This window comes from Streptomyces sp. STAM6 (assembly GCF_054963715.1).
This window is the reverse complement of record NZ_JBUEFZ010000030.1, coordinates 43703-66244: the sequence shown is the minus strand read 5'-3', so window position 1 is coordinate 66244 and position 22542 is coordinate 43703. Positions and strand designations below refer to the sequence as shown.

The 22542-nt window shown below is 73.6% G+C and carries 24 protein-coding genes; 14 read left to right on the top strand and 10 right to left on the bottom strand.

Going from position 1 to position 22542, the window contains the following annotated elements; genetic code table 11:
- The first annotated feature begins 10 nt into the window (after positions 1–10).
- From ACY34K_RS26985 to ACY34K_RS26945, 9 genes are all read left to right on the top strand, one after another.
- The gene (locus ACY34K_RS26985; RefSeq protein ID WP_462751570.1) at positions 11–1216 is read left to right on the top strand and encodes a sedoheptulose 7-phosphate cyclase; all 1206 of its coding nucleotides are present in this window, start codon (positions 11–13) and stop codon (positions 1214–1216) included.
- Positions 1209–1967, top strand: a complete 759-nt coding sequence (locus ACY34K_RS26980) for a cupin domain-containing protein (RefSeq protein WP_462751568.1) — start codon at positions 1209–1211, stop codon at positions 1965–1967. Before ACY34K_RS26985 ends, ACY34K_RS26980 begins: the two co-directional genes overlap by 8 nt.
- Entirely contained in the window at positions 1964–2347 is a 384-nt protein-coding gene (locus ACY34K_RS26975; protein WP_462751566.1) for a hypothetical protein, read from the top strand. Before ACY34K_RS26980 ends, ACY34K_RS26975 begins: the two co-directional genes overlap by 4 nt.
- On the top strand, positions 2344–2889 hold the full coding sequence (locus tag ACY34K_RS26970) for a VOC family protein (protein WP_462751564.1): 546 nt from the start codon (positions 2344–2346) through the stop codon (positions 2887–2889). The genes ACY34K_RS26975 and ACY34K_RS26970 overlap by 4 nt, the downstream gene beginning before the upstream one ends.
- Entirely contained in the window at positions 2886–4442 is a 1557-nt protein-coding gene (locus ACY34K_RS26965; RefSeq protein WP_462751562.1) for a GMC family oxidoreductase, read from the top strand. The genes ACY34K_RS26970 and ACY34K_RS26965 overlap by 4 nt, the downstream gene beginning before the upstream one ends.
- A 15-nt stretch (positions 4443–4457) precedes the next feature.
- Complete coding sequence (locus tag ACY34K_RS26960; protein ID WP_462751560.1) at positions 4458–5579, top strand: NAD(P)-dependent alcohol dehydrogenase; 1122 nt, start codon at positions 4458–4460, stop codon at positions 5577–5579.
- A 138-nt stretch (positions 5580–5717) separates the two neighbouring features.
- Positions 5718–6362, top strand: a complete 645-nt coding sequence (locus ACY34K_RS26955) for a response regulator transcription factor (protein ID WP_462751607.1) — start codon at positions 5718–5720, stop codon at positions 6360–6362.
- Positions 6363–6492: 130 nt separating this feature from the next.
- Positions 6493–8604, top strand: coding sequence for a sensor histidine kinase (locus ACY34K_RS26950; protein WP_462751558.1), 2112 nt, complete (start codon positions 6493–6495; stop codon positions 8602–8604).
- A 63-nt stretch (positions 8605–8667) separates the two neighbouring features.
- Entirely contained in the window at positions 8668–8853 is a 186-nt protein-coding gene (locus tag ACY34K_RS26945; RefSeq protein ID WP_462751556.1) for a hypothetical protein, read from the top strand.
- A gap of 31 nt (positions 8854–8884) precedes the next feature.
- Here ACY34K_RS26945 and ACY34K_RS26940 read toward each other — a convergent pair whose 3' ends face one another.
- Positions 8885–9850: a LysR family transcriptional regulator gene (locus ACY34K_RS26940; protein ID WP_462751554.1), complete on the bottom strand. Its 966-nt coding sequence runs from the start codon at positions 9848–9850 to the stop codon at positions 8885–8887.
- A gap of 104 nt (positions 9851–9954) precedes the next feature.
- Between ACY34K_RS26940 and ACY34K_RS26935 the strand changes: the two genes are divergently transcribed.
- Positions 9955–10353 (top strand): DUF4345 domain-containing protein, encoded by a 399-nt coding sequence (locus tag ACY34K_RS26935; RefSeq protein WP_462751552.1) that lies wholly within the window; start codon positions 9955–9957, stop codon positions 10351–10353.
- On the opposite strand, the gene ACY34K_RS26930 is transcribed toward ACY34K_RS26935, so the two are convergent.
- Positions 10350–11249 carry a hypothetical protein gene (locus tag ACY34K_RS26930; protein WP_462751550.1) on the bottom strand — a complete coding sequence of 300 codons (900 nt, stop codon included), beginning with the start codon at positions 11247–11249 and terminating at the stop codon, positions 10350–10352. The genes ACY34K_RS26935 and ACY34K_RS26930 overlap by 4 nt on opposite strands.
- Positions 11246–12274: an SPFH domain-containing protein gene (locus ACY34K_RS26925; protein ID WP_462751548.1), complete on the bottom strand. Its 1029-nt coding sequence runs from the start codon at positions 12272–12274 to the stop codon at positions 11246–11248. Before ACY34K_RS26925 ends, ACY34K_RS26930 begins: the two co-directional genes overlap by 4 nt.
- Before the next feature lie 210 nt (positions 12275–12484).
- Between ACY34K_RS26925 and ACY34K_RS26920 the strand changes: the two genes are divergently transcribed.
- Positions 12485–12907: a cold-shock protein gene (locus ACY34K_RS26920; protein WP_462751546.1), complete on the top strand. Its 423-nt coding sequence runs from the start codon at positions 12485–12487 to the stop codon at positions 12905–12907.
- A gap of 129 nt (positions 12908–13036) precedes the next feature.
- Here the strand turns inward: ACY34K_RS26920 and ACY34K_RS26915 are convergent, their stop codons facing one another.
- From ACY34K_RS26915 to ACY34K_RS26905, 3 genes are all read right to left on the bottom strand, one after another.
- Positions 13037–13273, bottom strand: a complete 237-nt coding sequence (locus tag ACY34K_RS26915; protein ID WP_462751544.1) for a hypothetical protein — start codon at positions 13271–13273, stop codon at positions 13037–13039.
- A 120-nt stretch (positions 13274–13393) separates the two neighbouring features.
- Positions 13394–14395, bottom strand: a complete 1002-nt coding sequence (locus ACY34K_RS26910; protein WP_462751542.1) for an alpha/beta fold hydrolase — start codon at positions 14393–14395, stop codon at positions 13394–13396.
- Between the two features lie 71 nt (positions 14396–14466).
- On the bottom strand, positions 14467–14943 hold the full coding sequence (locus ACY34K_RS26905; protein ID WP_462751540.1) for an NUDIX domain-containing protein: 477 nt from the start codon (positions 14941–14943) through the stop codon (positions 14467–14469).
- A gap of 79 nt (positions 14944–15022) precedes the next feature.
- Between ACY34K_RS26905 and ACY34K_RS26900 the strand changes: the two genes are divergently transcribed.
- A complete protein-coding gene (locus ACY34K_RS26900) occupies positions 15023–15787 on the top strand; it encodes a uracil-DNA glycosylase (protein WP_462751538.1) in 765 nt (254 codons plus the stop codon).
- A gap of 14 nt (positions 15788–15801) precedes the next feature.
- Here the strand turns inward: ACY34K_RS26900 and ACY34K_RS26895 are convergent, their stop codons facing one another.
- The 3 genes from ACY34K_RS26895 to ACY34K_RS26885 all read right to left on the bottom strand — a co-directional run bounded on the left by ACY34K_RS26895 (position 15802) and on the right by ACY34K_RS26885 (position 18597).
- On the bottom strand, positions 15802–16404 hold the full coding sequence (locus tag ACY34K_RS26895; RefSeq protein WP_462751536.1) for a helix-turn-helix domain-containing protein: 603 nt from the start codon (positions 16402–16404) through the stop codon (positions 15802–15804).
- Between the two features lie 153 nt (positions 16405–16557).
- Positions 16558–17139, bottom strand: a complete 582-nt coding sequence (locus tag ACY34K_RS26890) for an isochorismatase family protein (protein WP_462751534.1) — start codon at positions 17137–17139, stop codon at positions 16558–16560.
- 21 nt (positions 17140–17160) lie between these two features.
- Positions 17161–18597 carry an FGGY family carbohydrate kinase gene (locus ACY34K_RS26885; RefSeq protein ID WP_462751532.1) on the bottom strand — a complete coding sequence of 479 codons (1437 nt, stop codon included), beginning with the start codon at positions 18595–18597 and terminating at the stop codon, positions 17161–17163.
- Between the two features lie 351 nt (positions 18598–18948).
- Here ACY34K_RS26885 and ACY34K_RS26880 point away from each other — a divergent pair, with 351 nt between their 5' ends.
- Complete coding sequence (locus ACY34K_RS26880; protein WP_462751530.1) at positions 18949–19935, top strand: hypothetical protein; 987 nt, start codon at positions 18949–18951, stop codon at positions 19933–19935.
- Between the two features lie 340 nt (positions 19936–20275).
- Positions 20276–21700 (top strand): amino acid permease, encoded by a 1425-nt coding sequence (locus ACY34K_RS26875; protein WP_462751605.1) that lies wholly within the window; start codon positions 20276–20278, stop codon positions 21698–21700.
- A 31-nt stretch (positions 21701–21731) separates the two neighbouring features.
- Here ACY34K_RS26875 and ACY34K_RS26870 read toward each other — a convergent pair whose 3' ends face one another.
- Entirely contained in the window at positions 21732–22457 is a 726-nt protein-coding gene (locus tag ACY34K_RS26870; RefSeq protein ID WP_462751528.1) for a GntR family transcriptional regulator, read from the bottom strand.
- Between the last annotated feature and the right edge of the window lie 85 nt (positions 22458–22542).

The following is a 22542-nucleotide window of genomic DNA, read 5'->3' as shown; positions in this document are numbered from 1 at the left end:
GAGGAGAACCATGTTCGCCCACAGCACGGCCCCCCAGGGCCTGACCACCACCACGACACCCGCACGCACCTGGACCGTGAGCACCGCCAAGCCCGTCAGCTACCGAGTCAGCGTCGCCACCGACGTCTTCGCCCCGCACAACGGCGCACTCGCCACCGCGGGAGCCGCCCCCGGCACTCCCGCCCCCGCGAGGCGGCTCCTGGTCGTCGAGGAGCGCGTGGACATGCTCTACGGCGACAAGATCCGGGCCTACTGCGACGCGCGCGGCCACGACGAGTACGCCGTCCACGTGCTTCCCGCGCACGAGCGGCTGAAGACCATGGACTCGGTCTTCTCCGTCGTCGAGGCCATGGACCGGTTCGGCCTGGACCGGCGCCGCGAGCCCGTCGTCGCCGTCGGCGGCGGCGTCCTGCTCGACATCGTCGGCCTGGCGTGCAGCCTCTACCGCCGCAGCACCCCCTACGTCCGCGTGCCGACCACCCTCATCGGCCTGGTGGACGCCGGGGTCGGTGCCAAGACCGGCGTCAATTTCGGCACCGGCAAGAACCGGCTCGGCACCTACCACCCGGCCACCGAGAGCCTCCTCGACGCCGGCTTCCTCGCCACCCTCGACGAGCGCCACCTCGCCAACGGCATGGCCGAGATCCTCAAGATCGCCCTGATCAAGGACCCCGACCTCTTCGAGCTCCTCGCCCGCGACGGCGCCCGGCTGGTCGCCGAACACTTCCAGGGCGACGAGGCGCTGCGCCGCACCGGCGAGGAGGTCCTCGCCCGGGCCGTCCACGGAATGCTCGAAGAACTCCACGACAACCTGTGGGAACACCGGCTGGAGCGGATCGTCGACTACGGGCACTCCTTCAGCCCCACCCTGGAGATGCGGGCCCTGCCCGCCCTGCTGCACGGCGAGGCCGTCGCCCTCGACATGGCTTTCACCACCGTCGTCTCCACCCACCGCGGACTGATGACCGAAGGACAGCGCGACCGCGTCCTCGACGCGATGCGGGCCCTCGGCCTCCCGGTCGGCCACCCGCTGTGCGTACCGGACGTGCTGAAGGAGGCCCTCGCCGACACCGTGCGGCACCGCGACGGCAAGCAGCGCCTGCCGCTGCCCGTCGGCATCGGCGACGCCGTCTTCGTCAACGACCTGACCACCCGTGAACTGACCGCCGCGGCCGACGACCTGGCCGCCCTCGCGGAGGTGACCTCCCATGCGTGAAGCAGTCGTCGTCGCCGACGTCCACGCCCCCGCCGACGTCCACGGTGTCCACGCCGCCGAAGGCCACTCCCGCTGGAAGTGCCTGGCCCGCCGCACCGGACTGCACGGCGGCTGGGAGGCCGTCGAGTGGGCCTGGCTGCCGCCCGGTGGCGTCAGCGGCGAACACCTCCACTCCCGCACCGAGGAGCTCTACTTCGTGCTCTCCGGGCGCGGCGAGATCACCCTCGACGGACGGCCCCACCCCGTCGGACCCGGCGCGACCGTCCTGACCGGCCTCGGCACCCGGCACGCCCTGCGCAACACCGGCCGCCGGCCACTGGCCTGGCTCGTCATCGAACTCACCACGACCGAGGAGCAGCTCATGCACGCACCCCGAGGCTCCGCCGTCATCCCCGACCTGCGCGCGAACGGACCGGTGAACGCCGCCGTCGTCCTCACCGGCCCGCTGCGAACCATCCGCCTGACCCCGCTCACCGCGCACGCGAGCGCCGAACTGCGGGCCGACGACCGGGAACACACCGTCTTCGTCACCGGCGGCACCGGCACCGCCCGGACCGCGGGCCGGCACGTTCCGCTCGCCCGGGGCACCGCGCTGACCCTGCCCCTCGGCACCGAGGTGAGGCTGGACGCCGGCGCGGACGGACTGGAGTACTTCCACGCCGTCCTGGCCGTGGCCCAGCCTCGGGACCGACGGGCGCCGGAGCCGAGCCTCGAGCCGCACCGCCCGTCGCCGGAGGGAGGCCCGTCGTGATCATCCACTCCGGCGGCCGCCCCACCACGCTGCTGGGATCAGGCACCGAGCGGGCCACCATCCGCTGCCTCGCCCGCCGCGGCATGCTGCACAGCGAGTGCGAGGCCTTCGACCAGATCCGCCTCGACCCCGGTACCCGGCTGGAGTTCACCGGCCGGAGCGGCACCGAGGCCGCCTGGTACGTCCTGGCCGGCTCGCTCGTCGCGGCCGGCGGCCAACCGCTCACCCGGCACGGACTCGTCCTGGCGAGACACGGCGAGCACGTACGGCTCACCGCCGGCCCCGGCGGGGCCGACCTGCTGTGCCTGACCGTCACCCCGCTCGCCGTCGCACGCCGCCTCCCGCCCCGCACCCCCAGCACCGCGAAGGACACCCCATGAACCCCTACCCCCTGCTGGTGCCCGGCGCCACCGCCGTCCACCACATCGCGTACACCGTCCCGGACCTGGAGGAGGCCGTCGGCTTCTTCACGGCCGTCCTCGGCGCCGAACTCGCCTACCGCACCGGGCCCGTCGCCGACCCGGAGGGCCAGTGGATGACCCGCCAGCTCGGTGTGGACGCCGCCGCCGTCGCCCACATCGCCATGCTGCGCCTCGGCCCGGTCACCAACGTCGAGCTCTTCGAGTACACCGCACCCGGGCAGCGCCGTGTCCACCCCCGCAACAGCGACTGGGGCGGTCACCATCTCGCCCTGTGGACCGACGACTTCGACGCCTCCCTGCGGTACCTCGCCGCACAGGACGGCGTCCACCCGCTCGGCGAGCCGCAGACCGTCGGCGACGGCCCCATCGCCGGCACCCGCTTCATCTACCTGCGCACACCGATCGGGCTGCACCTCGAACTCGTCCGGGCACCCGGCCACCTGCCGTACCACGACGACACGTCCGTCCGTCTCCACCAGCCGTCGGGAGGAACGTCATGACCGGCATCTGGGGGCCCGGCACCCCGCCCGTGGTCCGCCGGGAACAGAACACCTACGACGCCGACGTGGCGATCGTCGGATCCGGCGCCGGCGGCGCCACCCTCGCCTGGGCACTCGCCTCCACCGGCGCCCGCGTCCTGGTCGTCGAGCGCGGCGGCTTCCTGCCGCGCGAGGAAGCCAACTGGTCCCCGGACGCCGTGTTCGCCGAAGGCCGCTACCACAACGCCGGCACCTGGCGCACGGCCGAGGGCCGGACCTTCACACCCGCCGTGCACTACTACGTCGGCGGAACGACGAAGGTCTACGGCGCCGCCCTGCCCCGGCTGCGCGAAACCGACTTCGACGCCACCGAGCAACTCGAAGGCGTCTCGCCCGCCTGGCCGTTCGGTTACGCCGACCTGGAGCCGTACTACACCGAGGCCGAGCGTCTCTACCGCGTCCACGGCCAGGACGGCGCCGACCCCACCGCACCACCGCGCTCCGGCCCGTACCCCTTCCCGGCGGTCGCGCACGAGCCGGTCATCGGCGAACTCGCCGGCCGGCTGGCGGACCAGGGCCTCCACCCGTTCCCCATCGAACTCGGCGTCGACCTGGCCGCCGACGGCACCTGCCTGCGCTGCGGCACCTGCGACGCCTTCCCCTGCCGGGTCGGCGCCAAGAGCGACGCCGAGACCCGTGCCCTGCGTCCCGCGCTGCGCACCGGGACCGTGCGGTTGCTCACCCACACCCGCGCGGTGCGGCTGCGCACCGACCTCTCCGGCCGCACGGTCACCGCCGTGGACGCCGAACGCGACGGAAGGCGCGTACGGATCCGCGCCGGCACCGTCGTCGTCTCCTGCGGCGCGATCAACTCCGCCGCGCTGCTGCTGCGCTCCGGGAACGCGGCCCACCCGCAAGGTCTGGCCAACGCCGGCGGACTGGTCGGACGGAACCTGATGACGCACAACAACAGCGTCCTCGCCGCCGTCGACCCCCGCCGACGCAACCCGGTGACGTTCCAGAAGACCCTGGCCGTCAACGACTTCTACCTGCCGGGCGAGCACACCCGGCACCCGCTCGGGAACCTTCAGCTCATGGGGAAGGTGCACGAGGCCGCCCTCGCCGCCTCCCACCCGCACCTGCCGCGCCGGCTCCTCGGCGCGCTGGCGGCCCGCAGCGTCGACTGGTGGGTCATGTCGGAGGACCTGCCGGACCCGGAGAACCGGGTCCTGCCCGCCCCCGACGGCGGCGTCACGGTCCACCGCAGGCCCACCAACACCCGCGCCCACCGCCGTCTGGTGCGCGGCGCCGCCCGCATGATGCGCCGGGCGGGCTACCCGCTGATCCTCACCCGGCGGATGGGCGTGGAGGCCACCGGCCACCAGTGCGGGACGACGGTCGCCGGGCACGACCCGGCCCGCTCGGTCCTCGACCCGTACTGCCGCAGCCACGAGGTACGCAATCTGTTCGTCGTCGACGGCGGCTTCTTCCCGTCGTCCGCCGCCGTCAACCCCACTCTGACCATCGCCGCCCAGGCCCTGCGCACCGCGCGCGAGGGCGGCGTCCTGCCCTGACCCGAGGAGGCCGGCATGCCCGTCGCCACCGCCGCCGTCGTCCGCGACCGCGGCCACGACTTCACCCTCGAGGAGATCCGCCTCGACACCCCCCGACCGGACGAGGTCCTGGTCCGCGTGCGCGCCGCCGGGATCTGCCACACCGATCTCAGCGTCCGGGCCGGCCACACCCCCTTCCCGCTGCCCGCCGTCCTCGGGCACGAGGGGGCGGGGACCGTCGAGGCCGTGGGTGGTGCCGTCACCTCGGTCGCGCCGGGTGACAGCGTCGTCATGAGCTTCGCCTCCTGCGGGGTATGCCGCGCCTGCCGGACGGGCCACCCCGTACGGTGCGGCCACTGGCCGGCGCTGAACCTGTTCGGCGGCAGCCGGCTGGACGGCAGCCCGACCCTGCGCGGCACCGGACGGTACGCCGAAGTCCCCCTGCACGGGCACTTCTTCGGGCAGTCGTCGTTCGCCACCCTCGCCCTGACCGGTGTACGCAATGTGGTCCCGGTGCCCGGCGACCTGCCGCCCGAAGTGCTCGCCCCGTTCGGCTGCGGAGTCCAGACCGGCGCGGGCGCCGTGCTCAATGTGCTGCGGCCGGAACCGGGCGACACCCTCGCCGTCTTCGGGACGGGTTCAGTCGGCCTGGCCGCGGTGATGGCCGCCCGGCTCACCGCCGCCACCCGGATCATCGCCGTGGACCCCGACCCCGGCCGGCTCCACCTGGCCCGCCGGCTCGGGGCCACCGACACCGTCGACCCCCGTGACACCGACGCCCTGGAGGCCGTGCGTGAACTGACCGGGGGCCGTGGCGCGGAGCGTGCCCTGGAGACCAGCGGACGTCCCCACGTCCTGCGGCAGGCCGTGGACGGCCTCGCCGTGGGCGGCGTCTGCGGCGTCGTCGGCGCGCCGCCGGCCGGGACGGAGGCCCGTTTCGACGTACCGGCGATGCTCGACCGGGGACCGCGGATCGTGGGGATCAACCAGGGCGGTGTGGTGCCGGGCGTCTTCATTCCCGCCCTCGTCGACCTGTACCGCGCGGGGCGCCTGCCCGTCGACGCGATCGTGGAGACCTTCCCCTTCCACGCCGTCGAGGAAGCCGCCGCCGCGGCGGCCGGCGGCCGGACCGTCAAACCCGTCCTGACCATGCCCTGACCCGGACCGGGCCTTTCGATGTCGCGAAAATATGCCACCGTCACAAAGATCACTTAAGGTCGATTTGTGAGTGAAGTGAGTGAAGAGGGTGAAACCATCGGCTCCGCGGCCCCGCCCGGGGCCGGCGGACGGCCCGTGCTGCGCACCCTCATCGTCGAAGACCACCCGCTGTTCCGGAACGGGCTGAAATCCGCCCTGGAGAGCCTCGGCGAGGTGCTCGTGGTCGCGGAGGCCGAGACCGTGGCCGAGGTGCCGGAGGCCGTGGCCAGGCACCGGCCCGAGGTCGTCATCATGGACCTCAGCCTGCCCGACGGCTCGGGCATCGAGGCCATCCGCGCCCTCGCCGAACTCCACCCCGGTCTGCCCGTCCTCACCCTCACCATGTCCGACGACGAGGGCGACCTGCTGGCCGCCCTCCAGGCCGGAGCACGCGGCTATGTCGTCAAGGGCGCGGGAGCCGAGGAGGTGCTGCACGCCGTGCGGACCGTCGCGGCGGGCGGCGCGGTCTTCGGCGCGGGCGTCGCCGCCCGGCTGACCGGCCTCGTCTCCGGCAGCCGGCGGCGCGACGCGGAACAGCTCTTCCCCGCCCTGACGGCCCGGGAGTGCGAGGTGCTCGAACTCATCGCGCGCGGCTTCGACAACCGCCGGATCGCGCGGGAGCTCGTCCTCTCCGAGAAGACCGTCCGCAACCACATCACGCACATCTTCGAGAAGCTGCACGTGGCGACCCGCGCCGAGGCCGTCGCCCGGGCCCGGGACGCGGGCCTCGGCGAGGACCCCTGACGGGCCACGGGCGAGCAGGCCGGAGGGGGCCCGACGGAACGGGACCGGATCGGGACAGCGGCCTCATGCGGCCGGGACACCGGGCGGTCGACTCTGTAGGGCCCGGGCCGACGACCGCGAGGAGGCCGCCATGCCCACAGCGGTGACACCGAGGAGGACGCCGCGCACCGGACCCGACCTGGTCCCCGCGTACACCGTCTGCGCCGCGACCGCGCTGGCCGGGGTCCTGTGGATCGTGCTGACCCTCACCCACCTGGACCATCCCGCCCTCGTGGACGAAAGGCTCCACTTCGCCGCCATCAGCCTCCTGCTCGGCGTGGGTCTCGCCCTCTCCGGGATGACCTACATCGCCCGTCGCTCCGGCCCCGTCCTCGGCTGGCTCCTGCTGTCGGCGGGCGCCGCGGCCTCGCTCAGCGCGACGCTGACCCTCGTCGCCGCGTTCGGTCTTGCGGGCCCGGCGGCCGGACCGGTGGCGATCTGCGCCCTGGTCGCCGACTACACCCTCTTCGGGATCGTCATCTACACGCTGCCGCTGTGGCTCCCCGACGGCCGCACGCCGCACGGCTGGTGGCGGGTCTACGTGGTCGTGCTCTCGCTGTGGAGCCTGGTCCAGCAGCTGTACGACGTCTCCAGGTACGACACCTGGTACGGCACCCCGAACTTCCTCCACGACGGACCGGCCGGCCGGGCCAGGGACTGGGCCGCGCCCTTCATGGAGCCCGCCGTCGCGTGGATCCCCCCGCTCGCCGGCCTGGTGTGCCTGGCCGTCCTGGTGTCCCGTACGGTGCGATCGCCCGAACACCGCAGCGGCACCCTCTTCGTCGCCGTGCCCTACAGCGCGTGGCTGGGCGTGATGTACCTGGGCACGCTCACCGACATCCCCGACCACGCGAAGATCGCCGTGGAGTACCCGGCGGCGGCGATATGGCCGGTGGCACTGGGCTATCTGCACGCCCGCCGGCGGACCTGGAGCCTGGACCGGGCGGCCCGCCGCGTCCTGACCGCCCTGCTGCTGACGTTCGTGCTCTTCCTGGCGTACGCCGTCGGCGGACTCCTGCTGTGGAGCCTGGGGGCCTCCAACGCGCAGGCCGCGCAGCTCGTCCCCGCGTGCGCCATCGCCCTCGTCGTCGGGGCCCTGCTGCGCCCGACGGCCCGCTGGGCCGCACGCGTCGTCGACCACTACTACTACGGCGACCGCGCCCACCCCTACCAGGTGGTGCGGGACCTCGCCGACCGGCTCAGCCGCGCGCCCGACCCCGGCGACGCCCCGCGTCTGCTGTGCGACACGGCGGTCCACACCCTCGGGCTGACCGCCGCCGCGGTCACGGTGGACACGCAAGCCGGTCCGCGCGAGCTGGCCGGTCTCGGTGACCCCGGCGGGGCCGCCGAAACCTTCCGCATCGCCTACCAGGGCGAGGAGATCGGACACCTGGCGGTACCGCCACGCCCCGGCGAGCTGGCCCTGGACCCGCAGGACCGGGAGGCCGTGCAGGTCCTCGCCGACCACGCCGCCCCCGCGCTCGCGTCCCTGCGGCTCTACAAGGACCTCCAGAGCAGCCGAGAACAGATCATCCACGCCCGCGAGGAGGAACGGCGCCGGCTCCGCCACGACCTGCACGACGGACTCGGCCCCGCGCTGTCCGGTCTGCGTCTCCAGGTCGACGCCGTGCGCCGCACCGCCGCCCCCGAGGCCGCGGGCCCCCTCGCCACCGTCTCCGAAGGCATCGGCAACGCGATCCTGGAGGTCCGCCACATCACCGAGGGCCTCGGGCCCGCCGCGCTGGACGGCGCCGATCTGTCGCGGGCCCTGCGGCAGCTCGCCGAGCACCTCAGCAGCCGGACCCTGTCCATCGCGCTCACCGTGTGCCCGGACCCGCTGCCCAAGCTGGCCGCCGCGGTCGAAGTGGCCGTGTACCGCATCACGGCCGAGGCCCTCAACAACGCCGTACGTCACTCCCGCGCCGACCGTGCGCACGCCGCCGTCACCGTCGCCGACGGCACGGTGTCCGTGCGGATCGCCGACAACGGCGACGGCTTCTCCGTCCACGAGCGGGGTCCCGGTGTCGGACTGCGCTCCATGGCCGAGCGTTCCGACGAGCTGGGCGGCAGCTTCACCCTCACCAGCACCGCCGAAGGCACCGTCGTCGACGCGGCGTTCCCGTCGCGGCCCAGGGCGGGATCCGGGACAACGATGGGACCAGAGCCTCATGTGTCCGGGGCCCGGGCCACGCCAGAGTCGTGAGGGAAGGATCCGCACCGCTCAAGGGATCCGCACCGCTCGGAAGACCCCGATGGGAGTTACCTCATGGCCCGCATCCGTGCCCGCTCGCTCGCCACGGCGATCGCCCTCCTCTCCACCGTCGCGGCGGTGGCCCTGAAGTGGCCGAGGGACAAGTCGACGGCCCGGGAGTGGCCGAAGGACAAGGCCCCGGCCCGCACGTGGCCGAAGGACAAGGCGACCCCGACGCGCGAGTGGCCGAAGGACAAGTGACCAGCGGGCCCGGAACCCTCCGGGCCCGCCCTCATGTCGCCGTCCGGCCGGTGAGGCACCAGCGCGGATCGGGGCCGTGCTCCACCGCTCCGGCCGCGGTGGCGGCCGCGCGACGCAGGGCGACCACACCGGGGGTGTCGCGCCGCCCGGCGGCCCAGGCCAGGACGGCCGTGCAGGGCGGCGCGTCGGACACGTCGACGTAGCGGATGCCGGGGCGCGGGAACAGCTCGCGGCAGGCCGCCGAGACCAGACGGATCCCGTGCCCCTGGCTCACCGCCGAGATGCTCGACTCGAACGTCGCCGCCGTGTGGCCGGTGTACGTCACGGGCGTCCCGTCCGGGCGCGGATCGGCGGCCCAGAAGTCGCGCCACCACCGGTGCACCCCGGGCGCGAGCCCGACCACGGGCAGGCCCGCGAGATCCGCCAGCTCCACCGAGTCCCGGCCGGCCAGCGGATGGCCCTCCCACAGACAGACGGCCAGCGGCTCCGAGGCGAGCCGCAGCGACTGCACCCCGGGTGGCACCGGTCCGTAGCAGAGGACCGCGTCGACACGGCCGTCCAGCAGCGCGGCCGTCTGGTCGACGAAGTCGACTTCCCGCAGCTCCACATCGAGACCCGGACGGACCCGCCGGACCAGCTCGACGAGTTCCGTGATGACCGGCAGGGCGGTGATGTAGCAGGCGAGCACCACCCTCCCGGCCGGCTCCCCCGCCCGCGCGGCCGCGGCGCCCCGCAGCTCGTCGGCCGCCTCCACCACGGCCCGCACATGCGGCAGCAGCGCCTCCCCCGCCACCGTGAGCCGCACGCGCCGGGTGGAGCGCTCCAGGAGGACGACCCCGAGGTGCTCCTCCAGCCGTCTGATCTGCCGGCTGAACGCCGGCTGGCTGATGTAGAGCCGGTCCGCGGCACGGCCGAAGTGCAGCTCCTCCGCGAGGACGAGCAGCAGCCGCAGCTGGTGCACGCTCGGATCCGACATGCCGGCCCCCACGTGATCCATAGCCTTCACGGTATCAATCGGGGCCGTAGGCGCATCGGTTGCGCCTTCCGTGCCCCCGCGGCCGGGACGAGGATGGACGCCGGACCTGCTGTGAGGGAGTGGACATGTCGTCTCGTCGTACGTTCCGGATCGTCCTGGCCGCGCTCGCGGTGATGCCCGTGGGCACCGGCCTGCTCGACATCGTCGCCGGACCGGCCGCGCTGCCCGGCAGCCCGGACGTCAGTCCCACCGTCGACAGCAACTACCGCTTCTTCGCCGGAGTCTGGTGCGCCGCCGGCATCGTGCTGCTGACGACGGTACGGCGGCCCGAGCGCCATGGTTTCGCCCTGCGGGCGGTGCTCGGAGCGGTCTTCCTCGGCGGACTTGCCCGCGGAGTGTCGTACGTGGCGGTCGGTGCCCCGCACCCCCTGCACACGGCCTTCATAGGGGTGGAACTGCTGATACCCCCGCTCATGCTGCTCTGGTACGGCCGCCTGACCAGCTCGGCGGCCCACACGCCCTAGACGAGCAGACGCAGCGAGGTCCCGGAGACGCCCAGCCGGAGCGACTGGCCCCACGTCAGCTCCAGTGCGTCGGCCTCCATGCCGTCGCCGAACGCGACCAGGCGGTCGGACTCCACCGTGAGCCGCAGCCGTTCGCCGGCCTCCAGCGCGCCCTCGACGAGACTGGTCCCGGTGGTGGGGGAGGGCCAGGCCTCCCGAACGAACCAGACCAGCCGGCGATCGGCGGGGCCGGGCAGCGGCAGCCCGCTGTGACGCTCCTGCCACAGGGAGCGCAGCCAGCCGGTGGCTCCCGTCCCCGTGCCGACGAGGACTCCCGAGGACGCCTGGGCCTCGGTCGTGCCGTCGTCGCCGCCGGGGGAGAGCCGGTAACGGGACGTCTGGTGGCCGGGCCGGCCCAGATAGATCTCGTTGAGGGCGACGAGCCGCTGGGCGTCGTCGGTGACGGCCTCCACCATCGTCAGCTCGTCGGCCACCGGGCCGCGCGCCACGGCCGCCGGCAGCAGCCGTGCCGCGTCGGCGGCCCGGTGGCGCACCAGTACGCCGGGGTTGCGGCCGGGGTCGGCGTCGATGCCGATGACCGGCTGGCCGTCGAGGTACTTGGCGGCGTTGGCGACCAGACCGTCCTGGCCCACCACGACGACCACGTCCTCGGGTCCGAACAGGAACCGGTCCAGGTCCGTCCGTTCCACCCGGGCCTGCCGCCACCGGGCCGGCACGGCCGCGGCCACCTCCGCCAGCGTCCGCTGCGCCCGCAGATGCCGGTCCCGCACGTCGTCGAGGGCACGGCCCCGGGAGGAGAGGAAGAACGCGGCCTGACCGTGGGTGCCGTGCCGGGCGAGCAACTCCTCGTACTCGGTGGTGCGGTGGACGAGCACCGCCCGTGGGGCGAGGCTCACGGCCGCGCGCCCGGGGCCCCGCCGGACGCACCGGGGCGGGCCAGCCGGTCCAGCAGACCGCTGAGCGCGTCCGGGGTGAGCGTGAGGCTGTCGATGCGTGGCAGGTTCTCGGCGAGCCGGCCCGCCGCGAGCGCGTGCAGCGTCGCGGTGTCCGCCTCCCCGTGCACCCGCAGCCAGGCGGCCTGGGCCTGGGCCCGTGCCTCGCCGACCTCGCGCGCGGCCTCTGCCTCCGCCCGGGCGATCCGGACCTTGCGGGCGGCCTCCGCCTCGGCACGGACGGCGTCGGCCGCGGCGTTCTCCTCGGCCTCGCGGCGGGCGTTGGTGCCGCGCTGCTCGACCAGCCGCTCCTCCTGCCCGGCCAGTTCGATCTTGCTGGCGAGTTCGTTCTCGGCGATGGCCCGCTCCCGCTCGACCGCCACCGCCCTGCGCTCGTAGGTCGCTCGGTCGGCCTCCTGCTGGATCTGCTCGCGGGCCGGCGTCCTCAGGGCGCGCTCCACCTCGGGCTCGGGGCGGATCGCCACCACCCGGACGGCCACCACCTCGATCCCCGTGGCCGGCAGCCGCGGCTCGTCGGTGAGTCCGGTCGCGATCCGCTCCCGCACCGCGGCCACCCCGTCGACGAGCGACTCGGACAGTGGTGTGCGGGCCAGCACGTCCAGCGCGTGCTGCTGCGCCGTCTCGGTCAGCAGCGAGGAGATCTGCTCCAGCGGCGCGCCGCGCCAGGCGCCGGTGTCCGGGTCGATCGAGAAGTCCAGGCGGGCCGAGGCGGTGGCGGGCTGGCTGATCCGGTACGTCACGGTGGCCTGCACCGCCACGTCCTGGAAGTCCGCCGTACGGGCATGGAAGGACATCGTCAACTCGCGGTCGTCCAGGGGCACTTCCGACAGCGCGGCGGACAGCGAGCGGTACCAGAAGCTGAGCCCCGGCCCGTCGTGGACCAGCCGGCCGCGCCGGTGGTGGCGGATGTGGGCGGTGGGCGCGCAACGCAGATGGCGCCAGCCGGCGCGCCTGGTGATGTCGGCCATGGAAGGACCCCCTTTTTCGTCACTTGGACGATAGGGGAGTCCCGCCATTCTCGTCAAGGTGACGATAGTGGGGTGAAGGGGGACGACGGCGTGTCGTTGCCGCGCCGACTGTGCGCCACCCTGGCGGAAAGCTGTAGATTCACGTGCCGCGCGGTCTCTCGGGCCAGGCGCGGCTGAGGTCGTCGTGGTGTGTGGCACGGAGGTGCGGCGGTGCTGACGGTGGGCAAGATCCTGAGGTTCGACGAAGTGCGCGGGTACGGATTCATCGTGCCCAGGGAAGGCGGCGAGGACGTCTTCATGCACGCGAACGACCTGCTGGACGACAAGTACCTGTACCAGGCGGGCCGCGAGGTGGAGTTCTATCTGGAGATGGGCGACAAAGGGCCCAAGGCCTCGGAGATCCGGCTGCTGTCGCAGCCCGCGCGCCGCTCCCCCCAGCCGCCGGCCGCCGCTCCCGCGGTGCCGCACGACGCCGACGAGGACGAGCTCGACGTCCTGTCCAGCGCCGAGTTCCGGACGGAACTGACGGAGGCGCTGCTCGACGCGGACCACACCCTGACGGCAGGTCAGCTCAAGCGGGTCCGGACGCGTGTCCTCGAACTGGCCCGCGCGCACGGCTGGGTGGAGGGCTGACGGCCACCCCGCACGCGGCCCGCACCGGAGGGACACCGCGGTCGGCCGCCCCGTGCCGAGACGCACCGAGGTGCCCCGCCGCGGCCGCCGGGTGACCGGCAGGACGGCCCCGCCCCGGCCGGCGCCCGCTCAGGGGCGCCCCGGGGCGGCGGTGCGCAGCCTCGCCACCAGCCGCAGCAGCCGTGCCTCGTTGCCGGTCAGCCCGGCGCTGCGCAGGGCCGCGTCCGCCTCGGCCATGGGCGAGGACAAATACACCCCCGCCATGGGGGCCAGGGCGGGATCGGTCAGCACCGCCTGCGCGGTCTCCACCAGGCGTATGTACGCCTGGGCGGCGGCGCGCTCGTGCATGGTGAGAACGGTCGTCATGTCTGGCCTCCTGCCGACGGGTTGAGCCATCCACTCTTGCGCACGGCACTGACAATCGGCCGCCGCCCGTCCCGCTGCGCCCGTGCCGCGGCCGCCGCCCGTCCCGCCGCCGCCCGCGCGTCAGCGGCAGAGCCGCGCCACCCGCTCCAACTCGTCCGCGAACAAACCGGTATCCCGGGGCCCTATGTGCGGGGCCGCCAGGGACCGTACGCGGAACCGGTTCTCCGGGGTGACCTCGTCTGCCTCCCTGATCATCAGGTCCTGCAGGGCAGGGGGGATCGAGCGGTCCTCGGTGAACCGCAGGAACGTGCGCGGCACCCGGCCCCATTTCTCCGGCAGTCCCCGGGCGTCGGTGACGGGGACGGCAGCCGACTCGTCCGGCTCCAGGGTGTTGAGCAGTGCCCACACCTCGGCGTCCGAGTAGTCGGAGCCCAGGGCCTCCTTGGCGGTCCGGAAGAACTCCGGGTCGCCGGAGCGCCAGTTGACGCGGGTGACCCCCAGCTCCGGCGGGGTCTTCACGGCCGGCATCCTCAGCAGGGCGCTGGAAGCGCCCTCCGGGGTCATCATGAGGTCCCGCACAGTGGCTCGTTTCGACGGGCAGTACGCCGAGGCGTAGACCAGGTGCGCGATCAGCCCGGGCACGCGGTCGGCCACCGCGTTCAGCGTCACTCCGCCCAGGCTCTGCCCGACCAGCACCACCGGCCCCTGGCGGTGTGCGCGCCGGACCACACCGGTGACGTGCTCGGCGAAGTCGGCGAGCGTCACCCGCCCCACCGGGGACGGCTCGGTGCGCAGCCGTTCCAGGTCCTGCGGCGTCTGGTAGGAGAGCGGGAAGTGCGCGCCGAGTCCGTGCCCGGGCAGGTCCACCGCCACCGCCCGGTGCCCGCGCAGCGCCAGTTCGGCCAGCAGCGCCGACCAGCCGAAGGAGTTGCTGGCGGCGCCGTGCACCAGCACGAAGACCGGCGCCGATGACCGGCGCCGGGGCGCGGCGTCCGCCACGGCGGCCCCCGCACCCGCCGCGGCGACCGCGCCCGCTCCCGCCACGGCGGCCCTGAGGACCGTACGGCGCGACCGCCGACCGTGCCCGCCGGCCTCCACACTGCGCTCACTCTTGTCAGTCATATGACAAACCGTAGGGGCGCGTACGGTCATGATCGTCGAGATCCGGCCAGGGCGGGAGCCCGCGGCCCGGGTCAGCCGTTACGTCCCCGCACGTACTCCTCCAGCCGGTCCAGGAAGGCCCGCTGCGCCGCGACGAGCCGGGGTGCCGCCTCCTCGGGCGTGTACCACGCCACGCGGTCGACCTCCGGGAACTCCCGCGTCACGCCCGAACCCCGGGGCCACTCCATGGTGAACGTGCCGGGGACCACCAGGGCCGGATCGAGATCGCCCTCCACCGCCCACGCCGTGACGATCTTGCCGTTCGCCTGCCGGACCTCGCCCAGCGGCACGTGCTCCCCGTCCGGCACCGGCAGACCGAGCTCCTCCACGAACTCCCGCCGCGCCGCCGCCTCCGGGGTCTCGTCCGGCTCGTACTCGCCCTTGGGGATCGACCACGCACCCGCGTCGCGCGACGCCCACAAAGGACCGCCCATATGGGCGATCAGGACCTCGACGCGGCCGTCGGGGACGCGGAACAACAGCAGACCCGCGCTTCGCTTCACCGTCATAGGGGGAAGTCTGCCCGCGTGCCGCACGCCTCGCGCGGGTACGTCGGAACGGTCACTCCGAGCGAGGAAAGTACGCCTGATGCCCGAACCCTTCGAACACCCCGGCTACCCCGTCCACGAGGCCGGCCGTGCTCCTTCCGTGTCCGCCCTCGACGAGCGCGTCACGCACTGCAGGGCCTGCCCGCGTCTGGTCGCCTGGCGCGAGCAGGTCGCACGCGAGGGCCGCCGGGCCTACGCCGGCTGGGACTACTGGGCCAGGCCCGTTCCCGGCTTCGGTCCCGACGATGCCGCGCTCCTCGTCGTCGGCCTCGCCCCCGCCGCGCACGGCGGCAACCGCACCGGACGCATGTTCACCGGCGACCGCTCCGGCGACGTCCTGTACGCCGCCCTCCACGAGGCCGGCCTCGCCAGCCGGGCCGAGGCGACCCACAAGGACGACGGCCTGCGGCTGTACGGCGTGCGGGTCACCGCCCCGGTCCACTGCGCGCCGCCCGCCAACAGGCCCACCCCGGGCGAGCGCGACACCTGCCGTCCCTGGCTGGCCGGCGAACTACGGCTGCTGCGCCCCACGGTGCGGGCCCTGGTGCTGCTCGGCGCCTTCGGCTGGCAGGCCACGCTGCCCGCGCTGACCGCCGCCGGCTGGGCGGTGCCCCGGCCCCGCCCCGTCTTCGCCCACGGCGCCCACCTGACGCTGCCCGCGACCGACGGCGGGACCGCGCTCGACGTCTTCGGCTGCTACCACGTCAGCCAGCGCAACACCTTCACCGGCCGCCTCACCCCCGCCATGCTCACCGAGGTGCTCGTCCGTGCGGCCCGTGCCGCCGGACTGCCGGCCGCCCGTTAGGGCGTCTCCGGCGGTCACGTCTCCGGCGCGCTCCGGCCGCGGGGCCTGGCCCGTACGTGCATGCGCTCGCCCTGACGGCCGAAGAGGCTGAGCATCTCGACCGGCCCCTCACCGGTGGTGCCGAACCAGTGCGGGACCCGGGTGTCGAACTCCGCCGCCTCGCCCGCCCCCAGGACCAGGTCGTGCTCGCCCAGCACCAGACGCAGCCGCCCGGACAGGACGTAGAACCACTCGTACCCCTCGTGGGTGCACAGCTCCGGTTTACTCCGGTCGGCGGGGAGGACCATCTTGAACGTCTGCAGCGGTCCCGGCTGCCGGGTCAGCGGCAGCACCGTGGCGCCGCCGCGCATCCGCCGCGGCGTCAGCCGGATGCGGGGATCGCCGACCTCCGGCGCGCCCACCAGCTCGTCCAGCGGCACCTGGTGGGCCTGTGAAATGGGCAGAAGCAGCTCCAGGCTGGGCCGCCGCTGCCCGGACTCCAGCCGGGACAACGTGCTCTTGGAGATGCCGGTGGCGGCCGACAGCGCCGCCAGGGTCACCCCGCGGTCGACGCGCAGGCGCTTGAGGCGCGGGCCGACCTCGGACAGGGTGCGGTCGATGGCGGGGGAGAGGTCCATACCGCCATTCCAGCCCGCCATTCCCGAGTACGGCAACACGCGTTGCCGAAACCGCAACAGCGACCCGGCCGGGGGCCGCGCTCCGGTCGTGCACCGGTAACCCCGGGGTGGCTCGGGGCCGCACTGGAGCCGTGCACCGGTACCCCGGGTGGCTCAGGGCCGCACTGGAGCCGTGAACCGGACCCCGGACGCCCGGGCGACGATCTCCACCTCGTCGCCGAGCGCCCACTCGGCGACCCGGGACACCATCGCCGCCGGCACGGCCCCGGCGATGCCGGGTGCGGCCGGGATGTCGTACGTCCCGTGCGCGTCGTGCGGCACGACGACCCGGAAGTCCCGCTCCAGCGCGGTCCGCGCGGTCGCGCCGACGCACATCTCCGACATGACCCCGCAGACGGCCAGCGACCGAACCCCGGCGTCGGCGAGCAGCTTGCCCAGTGGGGTCTCGTGGAAGCCGTCGTCCCCGGACTTGCGGACCACGAACTCGGAAGGACCCTCCCGGACCGGCAGACACAGCTCCCAGCCGGGCGTCCCCGGCTCGTCGTCGGCCCCGGCGGGGCCGTCGTTCTGGAGGTGCACGACGAGCGCGCCGGCGCGCCGTGCCGCCGCGAGCAAAGCGGACGTCCGCCCGAGCACCCGCTCGGCCTCGGGAATGGCGCCCTCGCCGGACATGAACGCGGACTGGACGTCGACGACGAGCAGTGCTTCGACAGGGGGTAACGGGTGATCGGTCATGCCGGTCATCATGCCCGGTGTTCATCCGGACCGGTCGAGCAGCCTCCCGACCGCCGTGCGGAAGGCGGCCATCCGCTCGGCGGCCTCGGTGGCCGCGATCCGCGGCTCGTAGACGGCCGCGGGTTTCCACTCGGGCACGGCCTCGCCGAGCCGCAGCGCGGGATCGAGGCCCATCCGGGCGAGAACGCCGACGCCCAGCGCCGTGACATCGGGCAGTGCCGAGACCTCCACGGGCCGCTGCAGGAGATCCGCCTGCGTCTGCATCAGCAGCGCGGACCGGGTCAGCCCGCCGTCGACCCGCAGCGACGTCAGCGGTGATCCCAGATCGGCGGCCGCCGCCCCGGCCAGCTCCACCACCTGCGCCGCGACGCCCTCGCACAGGGCCCGCACCAGGTGCCCGGCCGTGGTGTCCAGCCCGAGCCCGGTCACCGAGCCGCGCACATCACCGCGCCACCAGGGCGCCGCCAGGCCGGCCAGGGCCGGGACGAAGGTGACCCCGCCCGCGTCCGGCACGGACGTGCCGACCGGGTCCAGATCCGCCGCGCCCGTGATGACGCCGAGGTCGGTGAGCCAGCGCACCGCGGACGCCGCCGTGAAGACCTGTCCGTCGAGGCAGTAGCTGGTCCGCCCGGCGAGCCGCCACGCCACACAGCTGACCAGCCCGGACTCCCCCCGCCGCGGGCGGTCGCCGGTCTGGGCGAGGAGGAACGCGCCGGTGCCGTAGGTGCACTTGGCGCCGCCGGGCTCGGTCACGTCCTGCGCGAGCAGCGCCGCCTGCTGATCCACGAGCAGGCCCGTCAGCGGAAGGGCGGAGCCGAACGCCGTGGTGGTCCCCACCTCTCCCGCCGCGTCGGTGATCCGGGGGAGCCGCTCGCCGGAGAGCCCGTAGACCTCCAGCGCCTCCGGCGACCACTCCACCCGGTCGAGGTCGAGCAGCTGGGTGCGGCCGGCCGTCGCGGCGTCCGTGACGAACGCGCCGGTCAGCCGGTGGATCAGCCAGGCGTCGCTGGTGGTGACCACGCCCGCGCGAGTCAGATGGCGGCGAATCCACGCCATCTTGGGCGCCGCGAAGTACGGGTCGAGCGGCAGCCCGGTGAGCTCCCGCAACGCCTCTCCGTGCGGGACGAGTTCGCCACACAGCGGCTCGGCCCGCTTGTCCTGCCAGACGAGGGCGTCGGTGAGGGGCGCACCGGTCGCCGGGTCCCACGCCAGCACCGTCTCGCCCTGGTTGGCCAGGCCGACCGCCGCCACCGGCTCCCCGGCCGCCGCCAGGGCTTGCCGGCCGGCGTCGAGGACGGAGTCGAGGAGTTCCCGGGGGTCGACCTCGACGCGGCCGCCCGGCAGATGCCGTGGACGCACCGGCGCGCCCCCGGAGCCGATCACGCCTCGCTCGGGGCAGATCACCAGGGCCTTGGTGCCCGAGGTGCCCTGGTCGACGGCCAGTACGGGCCCGGTCATCGCTCAACTCCCTTGTGGATGAAGGAATGTGCCGAAGTATCTGCGGCGGTCCCGATCTTCGCACGGAAGACTTCAGCAGCCCCCTCGGCCGGGTCAAGGTGTCCGCCTGAGCGGATGTAATCAGTTGATTACGATCCTCGACAAAAATGGACCCCAAGCGTCCAAGAGGCGCCTATAGTGATCGCCGATCAACGGCTCGTAGTCGTCTTGCAGTTCGGTCTCTCTCCAGGACCGGCACCGGTCGCAGCGTCGCGACCGACCGCCGGGACGCCCCCACCCCCCGCTCAGAGGACCCATGACCACCACATCCACACCGGCCCGCCCGGTCCGCCCTCCGGTCGGGGCGAGGTGATGGCCGGCCACGACTTCCGGCCCGTCTACCACCCCGCGGGCCACGACAACGCACTGCGCGGAGTGGTCCAGGACTTACGGACCGGACGCTGGCTCTCGATGGCCCGGCTCCTGGGCGAGACACCCGGCTGGGCGCTGTGGACCCAGCGCACCCAGGTGCTCGCAGCCGTCGCCGCAGGTTCCGACGTCGTCGAGACCTGGCGGGCGGAGGAACCGCACAGCGTCGCCGCCACCGTGATGCACACCCGGGTCGCGGTGGAGCGTGCCGTACGCGCCCACCGCGAGGGCCACCCCCGCACCCGCGAACTGTGGTACCCCGCCTGGGAGGCCTGCCGGGACGCGGCCGGGGCGGCGCCCGCCGATCCGGTGCCCTGGGTCTGTCTGCTCGCCCTCTCCGTGCTCGACGACGAACAGGCGATGGAGGAGCACCGGGTGCTGCCACCCGGGCCCATGCTGCCGCCCGGCCCCTGGGGCCTGCTCGCCGAGGCGGACAAACGCGACCCGCACAACCGCGAGGCCTACCACCGGATGCTGCAGTTCGTATACGCACGCCGCTCGGGCCGGCTGTCCGAGGCCGTCAACTTCGTCCAGTGGGCGGCCGCGTCGGCACCTCCCGGTTCCGCCCTGCACGCCCTCCCGCTCTACGCGCGGGTCGAGCGCTACCGCCGCGAAAACGGCCAGGAGAAGGCCCTCGATCTGCACTGGGTCGCCGAGGACGCGACCCGTGACGCCGAACGGGCCCTGCTCGCCTGGTTCGACCACGCCCACCCGGCCACGTCCTCCCTGCTCGACCTCAACCATCTCGCGCACGCCCTGTGGGGAGCGCTCCGCTTCCATGACGCGGCCCGGGTGTTCCGGGCACTCGGCCCGTACTACACCCCGCACCCCTGGGCCTACCGCACCCGCGACCCCGGAGACCGGCGGCTGGCCGAAGAGGTGTTCACCCGTGCCCGCACCCGCTGCCTGTCGGTGGCCGGTGACCGCTGAGCGTCTCCACCCACGGCCGTGCCCGGCCGTCCGCCCTGCCCGACCACCCGCTCACCGACCGGGTGAGTGAGCCGAAGGGGCGCACCGGTGTCGAGAGGGAGAACCCGTGCGGGTCCCGAGGAACGAGGGACCGGGCAGGGGCACCTCCCACGCCCGCAGGGCGTAGGGGGAGATCGACCGCCGACCCGCACCAGGCGCCCCGGAAGCGAAGCGAGCCCAAAAAAGAGGAGGTACCACTGTGTCCCGCACCATATGGGCCGGCTCGGAAGAGAAGGCCACGCCCAGGGACGAAGAACAGCGGCTGAGGGAGCTCGGCTACCAACCGGTGCTGGCCCGCCGCATGGGCGGCTTCGGCAACTTCGCCATCAGCTTCTCCGTCATCTCGGTCCTCTCCGGCTGCATGACGCTGTACGGCTTCGGACTCGGCACCGGCGGTCCGGCCGTCATGATGTGGGGCTGGGCCGGCGTCGGTCTGTTCGTGCTGTGCGTGGGCATGGCACTCGCCGAGGTCACCAGTGCCTACCCGACCTCCGGAGCCCTGTACTACATGGCGGACCGGCTCGGCGGGCGCCGCTGGGGCTGGTACACCGGCTGGCTCAATCTGCTCGGACTGCTCGGCGCCATCGCCGGCATCGACTACGGTGCGGCGCTGTTCACCGGCGCCTTCCTCAACCTGCGGTTCGGTTTCGTGCCCACTCCCGGCTCCACGTTCGTCATCTTCGTCTGCATCCTGCTGCTGCACGCCGTGCTGAACCTCTTCGGCGTCCGTCTGGTGAGCGTGCTCAACTCCATCAGCGTGTGGTGGCACCTGGGCGGCGTGGCGCTGATCGTCGGCGCGCTGGCGGTCGTGCCCGAGCGCCACCAGTCCGCCGGATTCGTCTTCACCGAGTTCGTCAACGACACCGGCTGGGCCAACCCGTTCTACGTGGCGGCGATCGGCCTGCTGCTCGCGCAGTACACCTTCTCCGGCTACGACGCCTCGGCCCACCTGTCCGAGGAGACGTCCAACGCCTCCGTCTCGGCCGCCAAGGGTATCGTCCGGGCGATCTGGGTCTCCTGGGCCGCCGGATTCGCTCTGCTCGCCGGGCTGACCTTCGCGATCCAGGACTACACGGGAACGCAGAACAGCGCCACCGGCGTGCCGCCCGCGCAGATCCTGATCGACGCGCTCGGCAGCGGTGGCGCCTCGGCCCTGCTGCTTGTGGTGATCGTGGCGCAGCTGTTCTGCGGCAACGCCGAGGTCGCCGCGGCCAGCCGCATGGTGTTCGCCTTCAGCCGGGACAACGCCCTGCCCGGCTCCGCGCTGTGGCGCAAGGTGAGCGCCCGGACCCAGACCCCGGCCAACGCGGTGTGGCTGTCGGTGGCGGTCGCTTGTCTGCTGGCCGTGCCCTCGCTCTACTCGGCGACCGCCTACGGCGCGGTCACCGCGATCAACGTCATCGGCATCACCCCTGCGTACGCGATTCCGATCTTCCTCCGGCTGCGGGCCGGAAACCGCTTCGAGCCCGGGCCGTGGAGCCTCGGCCGGTGGAGCAAGCCCGTCGGCTGGACGGCGGTCGTGTGGGTGGCGCTGGTCACGGTGCTGTTCTGCCTGCCGCAGAAGTCCCCGGTGACCGTCGACACCATGAACTACGCCGTGATCGCGCTGGCGGTGGTGCTGATCCTGGCCAGTGTGTGGTGGTACGTCGCGCGCCGCTCCTACGGCACTCCCGCCGCGTACGGCAACGCACGCGAGCAGGCCGAGATCTCGGAGGGCATCGTCTAGGGCACGGCCCGTGGGCTGCCGGTCAGTCAGGTCAGTCGGTGAACTCGTAGGTCAGCGGCGCCGATTCGGGCGCGAAACGGATGCCGGTGAGCTCCAGCGCATGGCCGTGCTGGTCGTACACGGACCGCTGGACCGTCAGACAGGTGGCCCCCGAGGGGCGGCCGACGCCGATCGACTCCCGGCGCGTCAGCCGCAGCCCCGCCCGGTGCATCCAGTGGTACAGCGGCCGCAGATCGGGCCGCTCGGGCCACGCCTCCGTCCGCCGGTAGCGGGCCAGTTCGGGCACCTCGGCCAGCGCGTACCGGGAGAAGCGGGAGTGGGCCTGACGGACGGGCGTGCCGGTGCGGTCCAGGACCCGCTGGCGGTGCACGAGGGACGGCTCGCCGGGCAGCAGGCCCAGGCGCTCGGCGGGGCCCTGCGGGGCGGGCTCCCACGCCAGGCTCGTCTCGGTGGTCGTCTCAGGGGCGCCGCCGCACGGGAAGTCCAGGAGCCCGGCGCTCAGAACGGGCGCCGGGTTCCGTGCGCCGGCCGGCGCGGCGAACGTGCCGCGCCGTTCGGTGACCACGAGGCCTTCGTCGCGCAGCAGTCGCAGCGCGCTGCGCACGGTCTGCCGGTTGACCCGGAAGCGGTGCACGAGGGAGCGCTCCGACGGCAGCCGGGTGCCGGGTGCGATGCGCTGCTGGGTGAGGTCGTCGCGCAGCGCGGCGGCCACCTGGAGGTAGAGCGGAAGTGCCGCGGGGGCCTGAGGCTCAGCCATGTTCAACCCTCAATTTCCTTCGCTCAGCGTAGTCGAGCGTGCCGTGTGGGTGATCAATGCCTATCATTGGTCTAAACCTATTTGG

Bases quoted from the DNA above. Each gene is read 5' to 3' on its own strand.
- ACY34K_RS26940 (WP_462751554.1), bottom strand. From the start codon at position 9,850: ATGGATCACGTGGGGGCCGGCATGTCGGATCCGAGCGTGCACCAGCTG.
- ACY34K_RS26915 (WP_462751544.1), bottom strand. From the start codon at position 13,273: ATGACGACCGTTCTCACCATGCACGAGCGCGCCGCCGCCCAGGCGTAC.
- ACY34K_RS26950 (WP_462751558.1), top strand. From the start codon at position 6,493: ATGCCCACAGCGGTGACACCGAGGAGGACGCCGCGCACCGGACCCGAC.
- ACY34K_RS26905 (WP_462751540.1), bottom strand. From the start codon at position 14,943: ATGACGGTGAAGCGAAGCGCGGGTCTGCTGTTGTTCCGCGTCCCCGAC.
- ACY34K_RS26910 (WP_462751542.1), bottom strand. From the start codon at position 14,395: ATGACTGACAAGAGTGAGCGCAGTGTGGAGGCCGGCGGGCACGGTCGG.
- ACY34K_RS26935 (WP_462751552.1), top strand. From the start codon at position 9,955: ATGTCGTCTCGTCGTACGTTCCGGATCGTCCTGGCCGCGCTCGCGGTG.
- ACY34K_RS26970 (WP_462751564.1), top strand. From the start codon at position 2,344: ATGAACCCCTACCCCCTGCTGGTGCCCGGCGCCACCGCCGTCCACCAC.
- ACY34K_RS26885 (WP_462751532.1), bottom strand. From the start codon at position 18,597: ATGACCGGGCCCGTACTGGCCGTCGACCAGGGCACCTCGGGCACCAAG.
- ACY34K_RS26965 (WP_462751562.1), top strand. From the start codon at position 2,886: ATGACCGGCATCTGGGGGCCCGGCACCCCGCCCGTGGTCCGCCGGGAA.
- ACY34K_RS26890 (WP_462751534.1), bottom strand. From the start codon at position 17,139: ATGACCGATCACCCGTTACCCCCTGTCGAAGCACTGCTCGTCGTCGAC.
- ACY34K_RS26985 (WP_462751570.1), top strand. From the start codon at position 11: ATGTTCGCCCACAGCACGGCCCCCCAGGGCCTGACCACCACCACGACA.
- ACY34K_RS26895 (WP_462751536.1), bottom strand. From the start codon at position 16,404: ATGGACCTCTCCCCCGCCATCGACCGCACCCTGTCCGAGGTCGGCCCG.
- ACY34K_RS26980 (WP_462751568.1), top strand. From the start codon at position 1,209: ATGCGTGAAGCAGTCGTCGTCGCCGACGTCCACGCCCCCGCCGACGTC.
- ACY34K_RS26960 (WP_462751560.1), top strand. From the start codon at position 4,458: ATGCCCGTCGCCACCGCCGCCGTCGTCCGCGACCGCGGCCACGACTTC.
- ACY34K_RS26870 (WP_462751528.1), bottom strand. From the start codon at position 22,457: ATGGCTGAGCCTCAGGCCCCCGCGGCACTTCCGCTCTACCTCCAGGTG.
- ACY34K_RS26880 (WP_462751530.1), top strand. From the start codon at position 18,949: ATGGCCGGCCACGACTTCCGGCCCGTCTACCACCCCGCGGGCCACGAC.
- ACY34K_RS26875 (WP_462751605.1), top strand. From the start codon at position 20,276: ATGGGCGGCTTCGGCAACTTCGCCATCAGCTTCTCCGTCATCTCGGTC.
- ACY34K_RS26945 (WP_462751556.1), top strand. From the start codon at position 8,668: ATGGCCCGCATCCGTGCCCGCTCGCTCGCCACGGCGATCGCCCTCCTC.
- ACY34K_RS26925 (WP_462751548.1), bottom strand. From the start codon at position 12,274: ATGGCCGACATCACCAGGCGCGCCGGCTGGCGCCATCTGCGTTGCGCG.
- ACY34K_RS26900 (WP_462751538.1), top strand. From the start codon at position 15,023: ATGCCCGAACCCTTCGAACACCCCGGCTACCCCGTCCACGAGGCCGGC.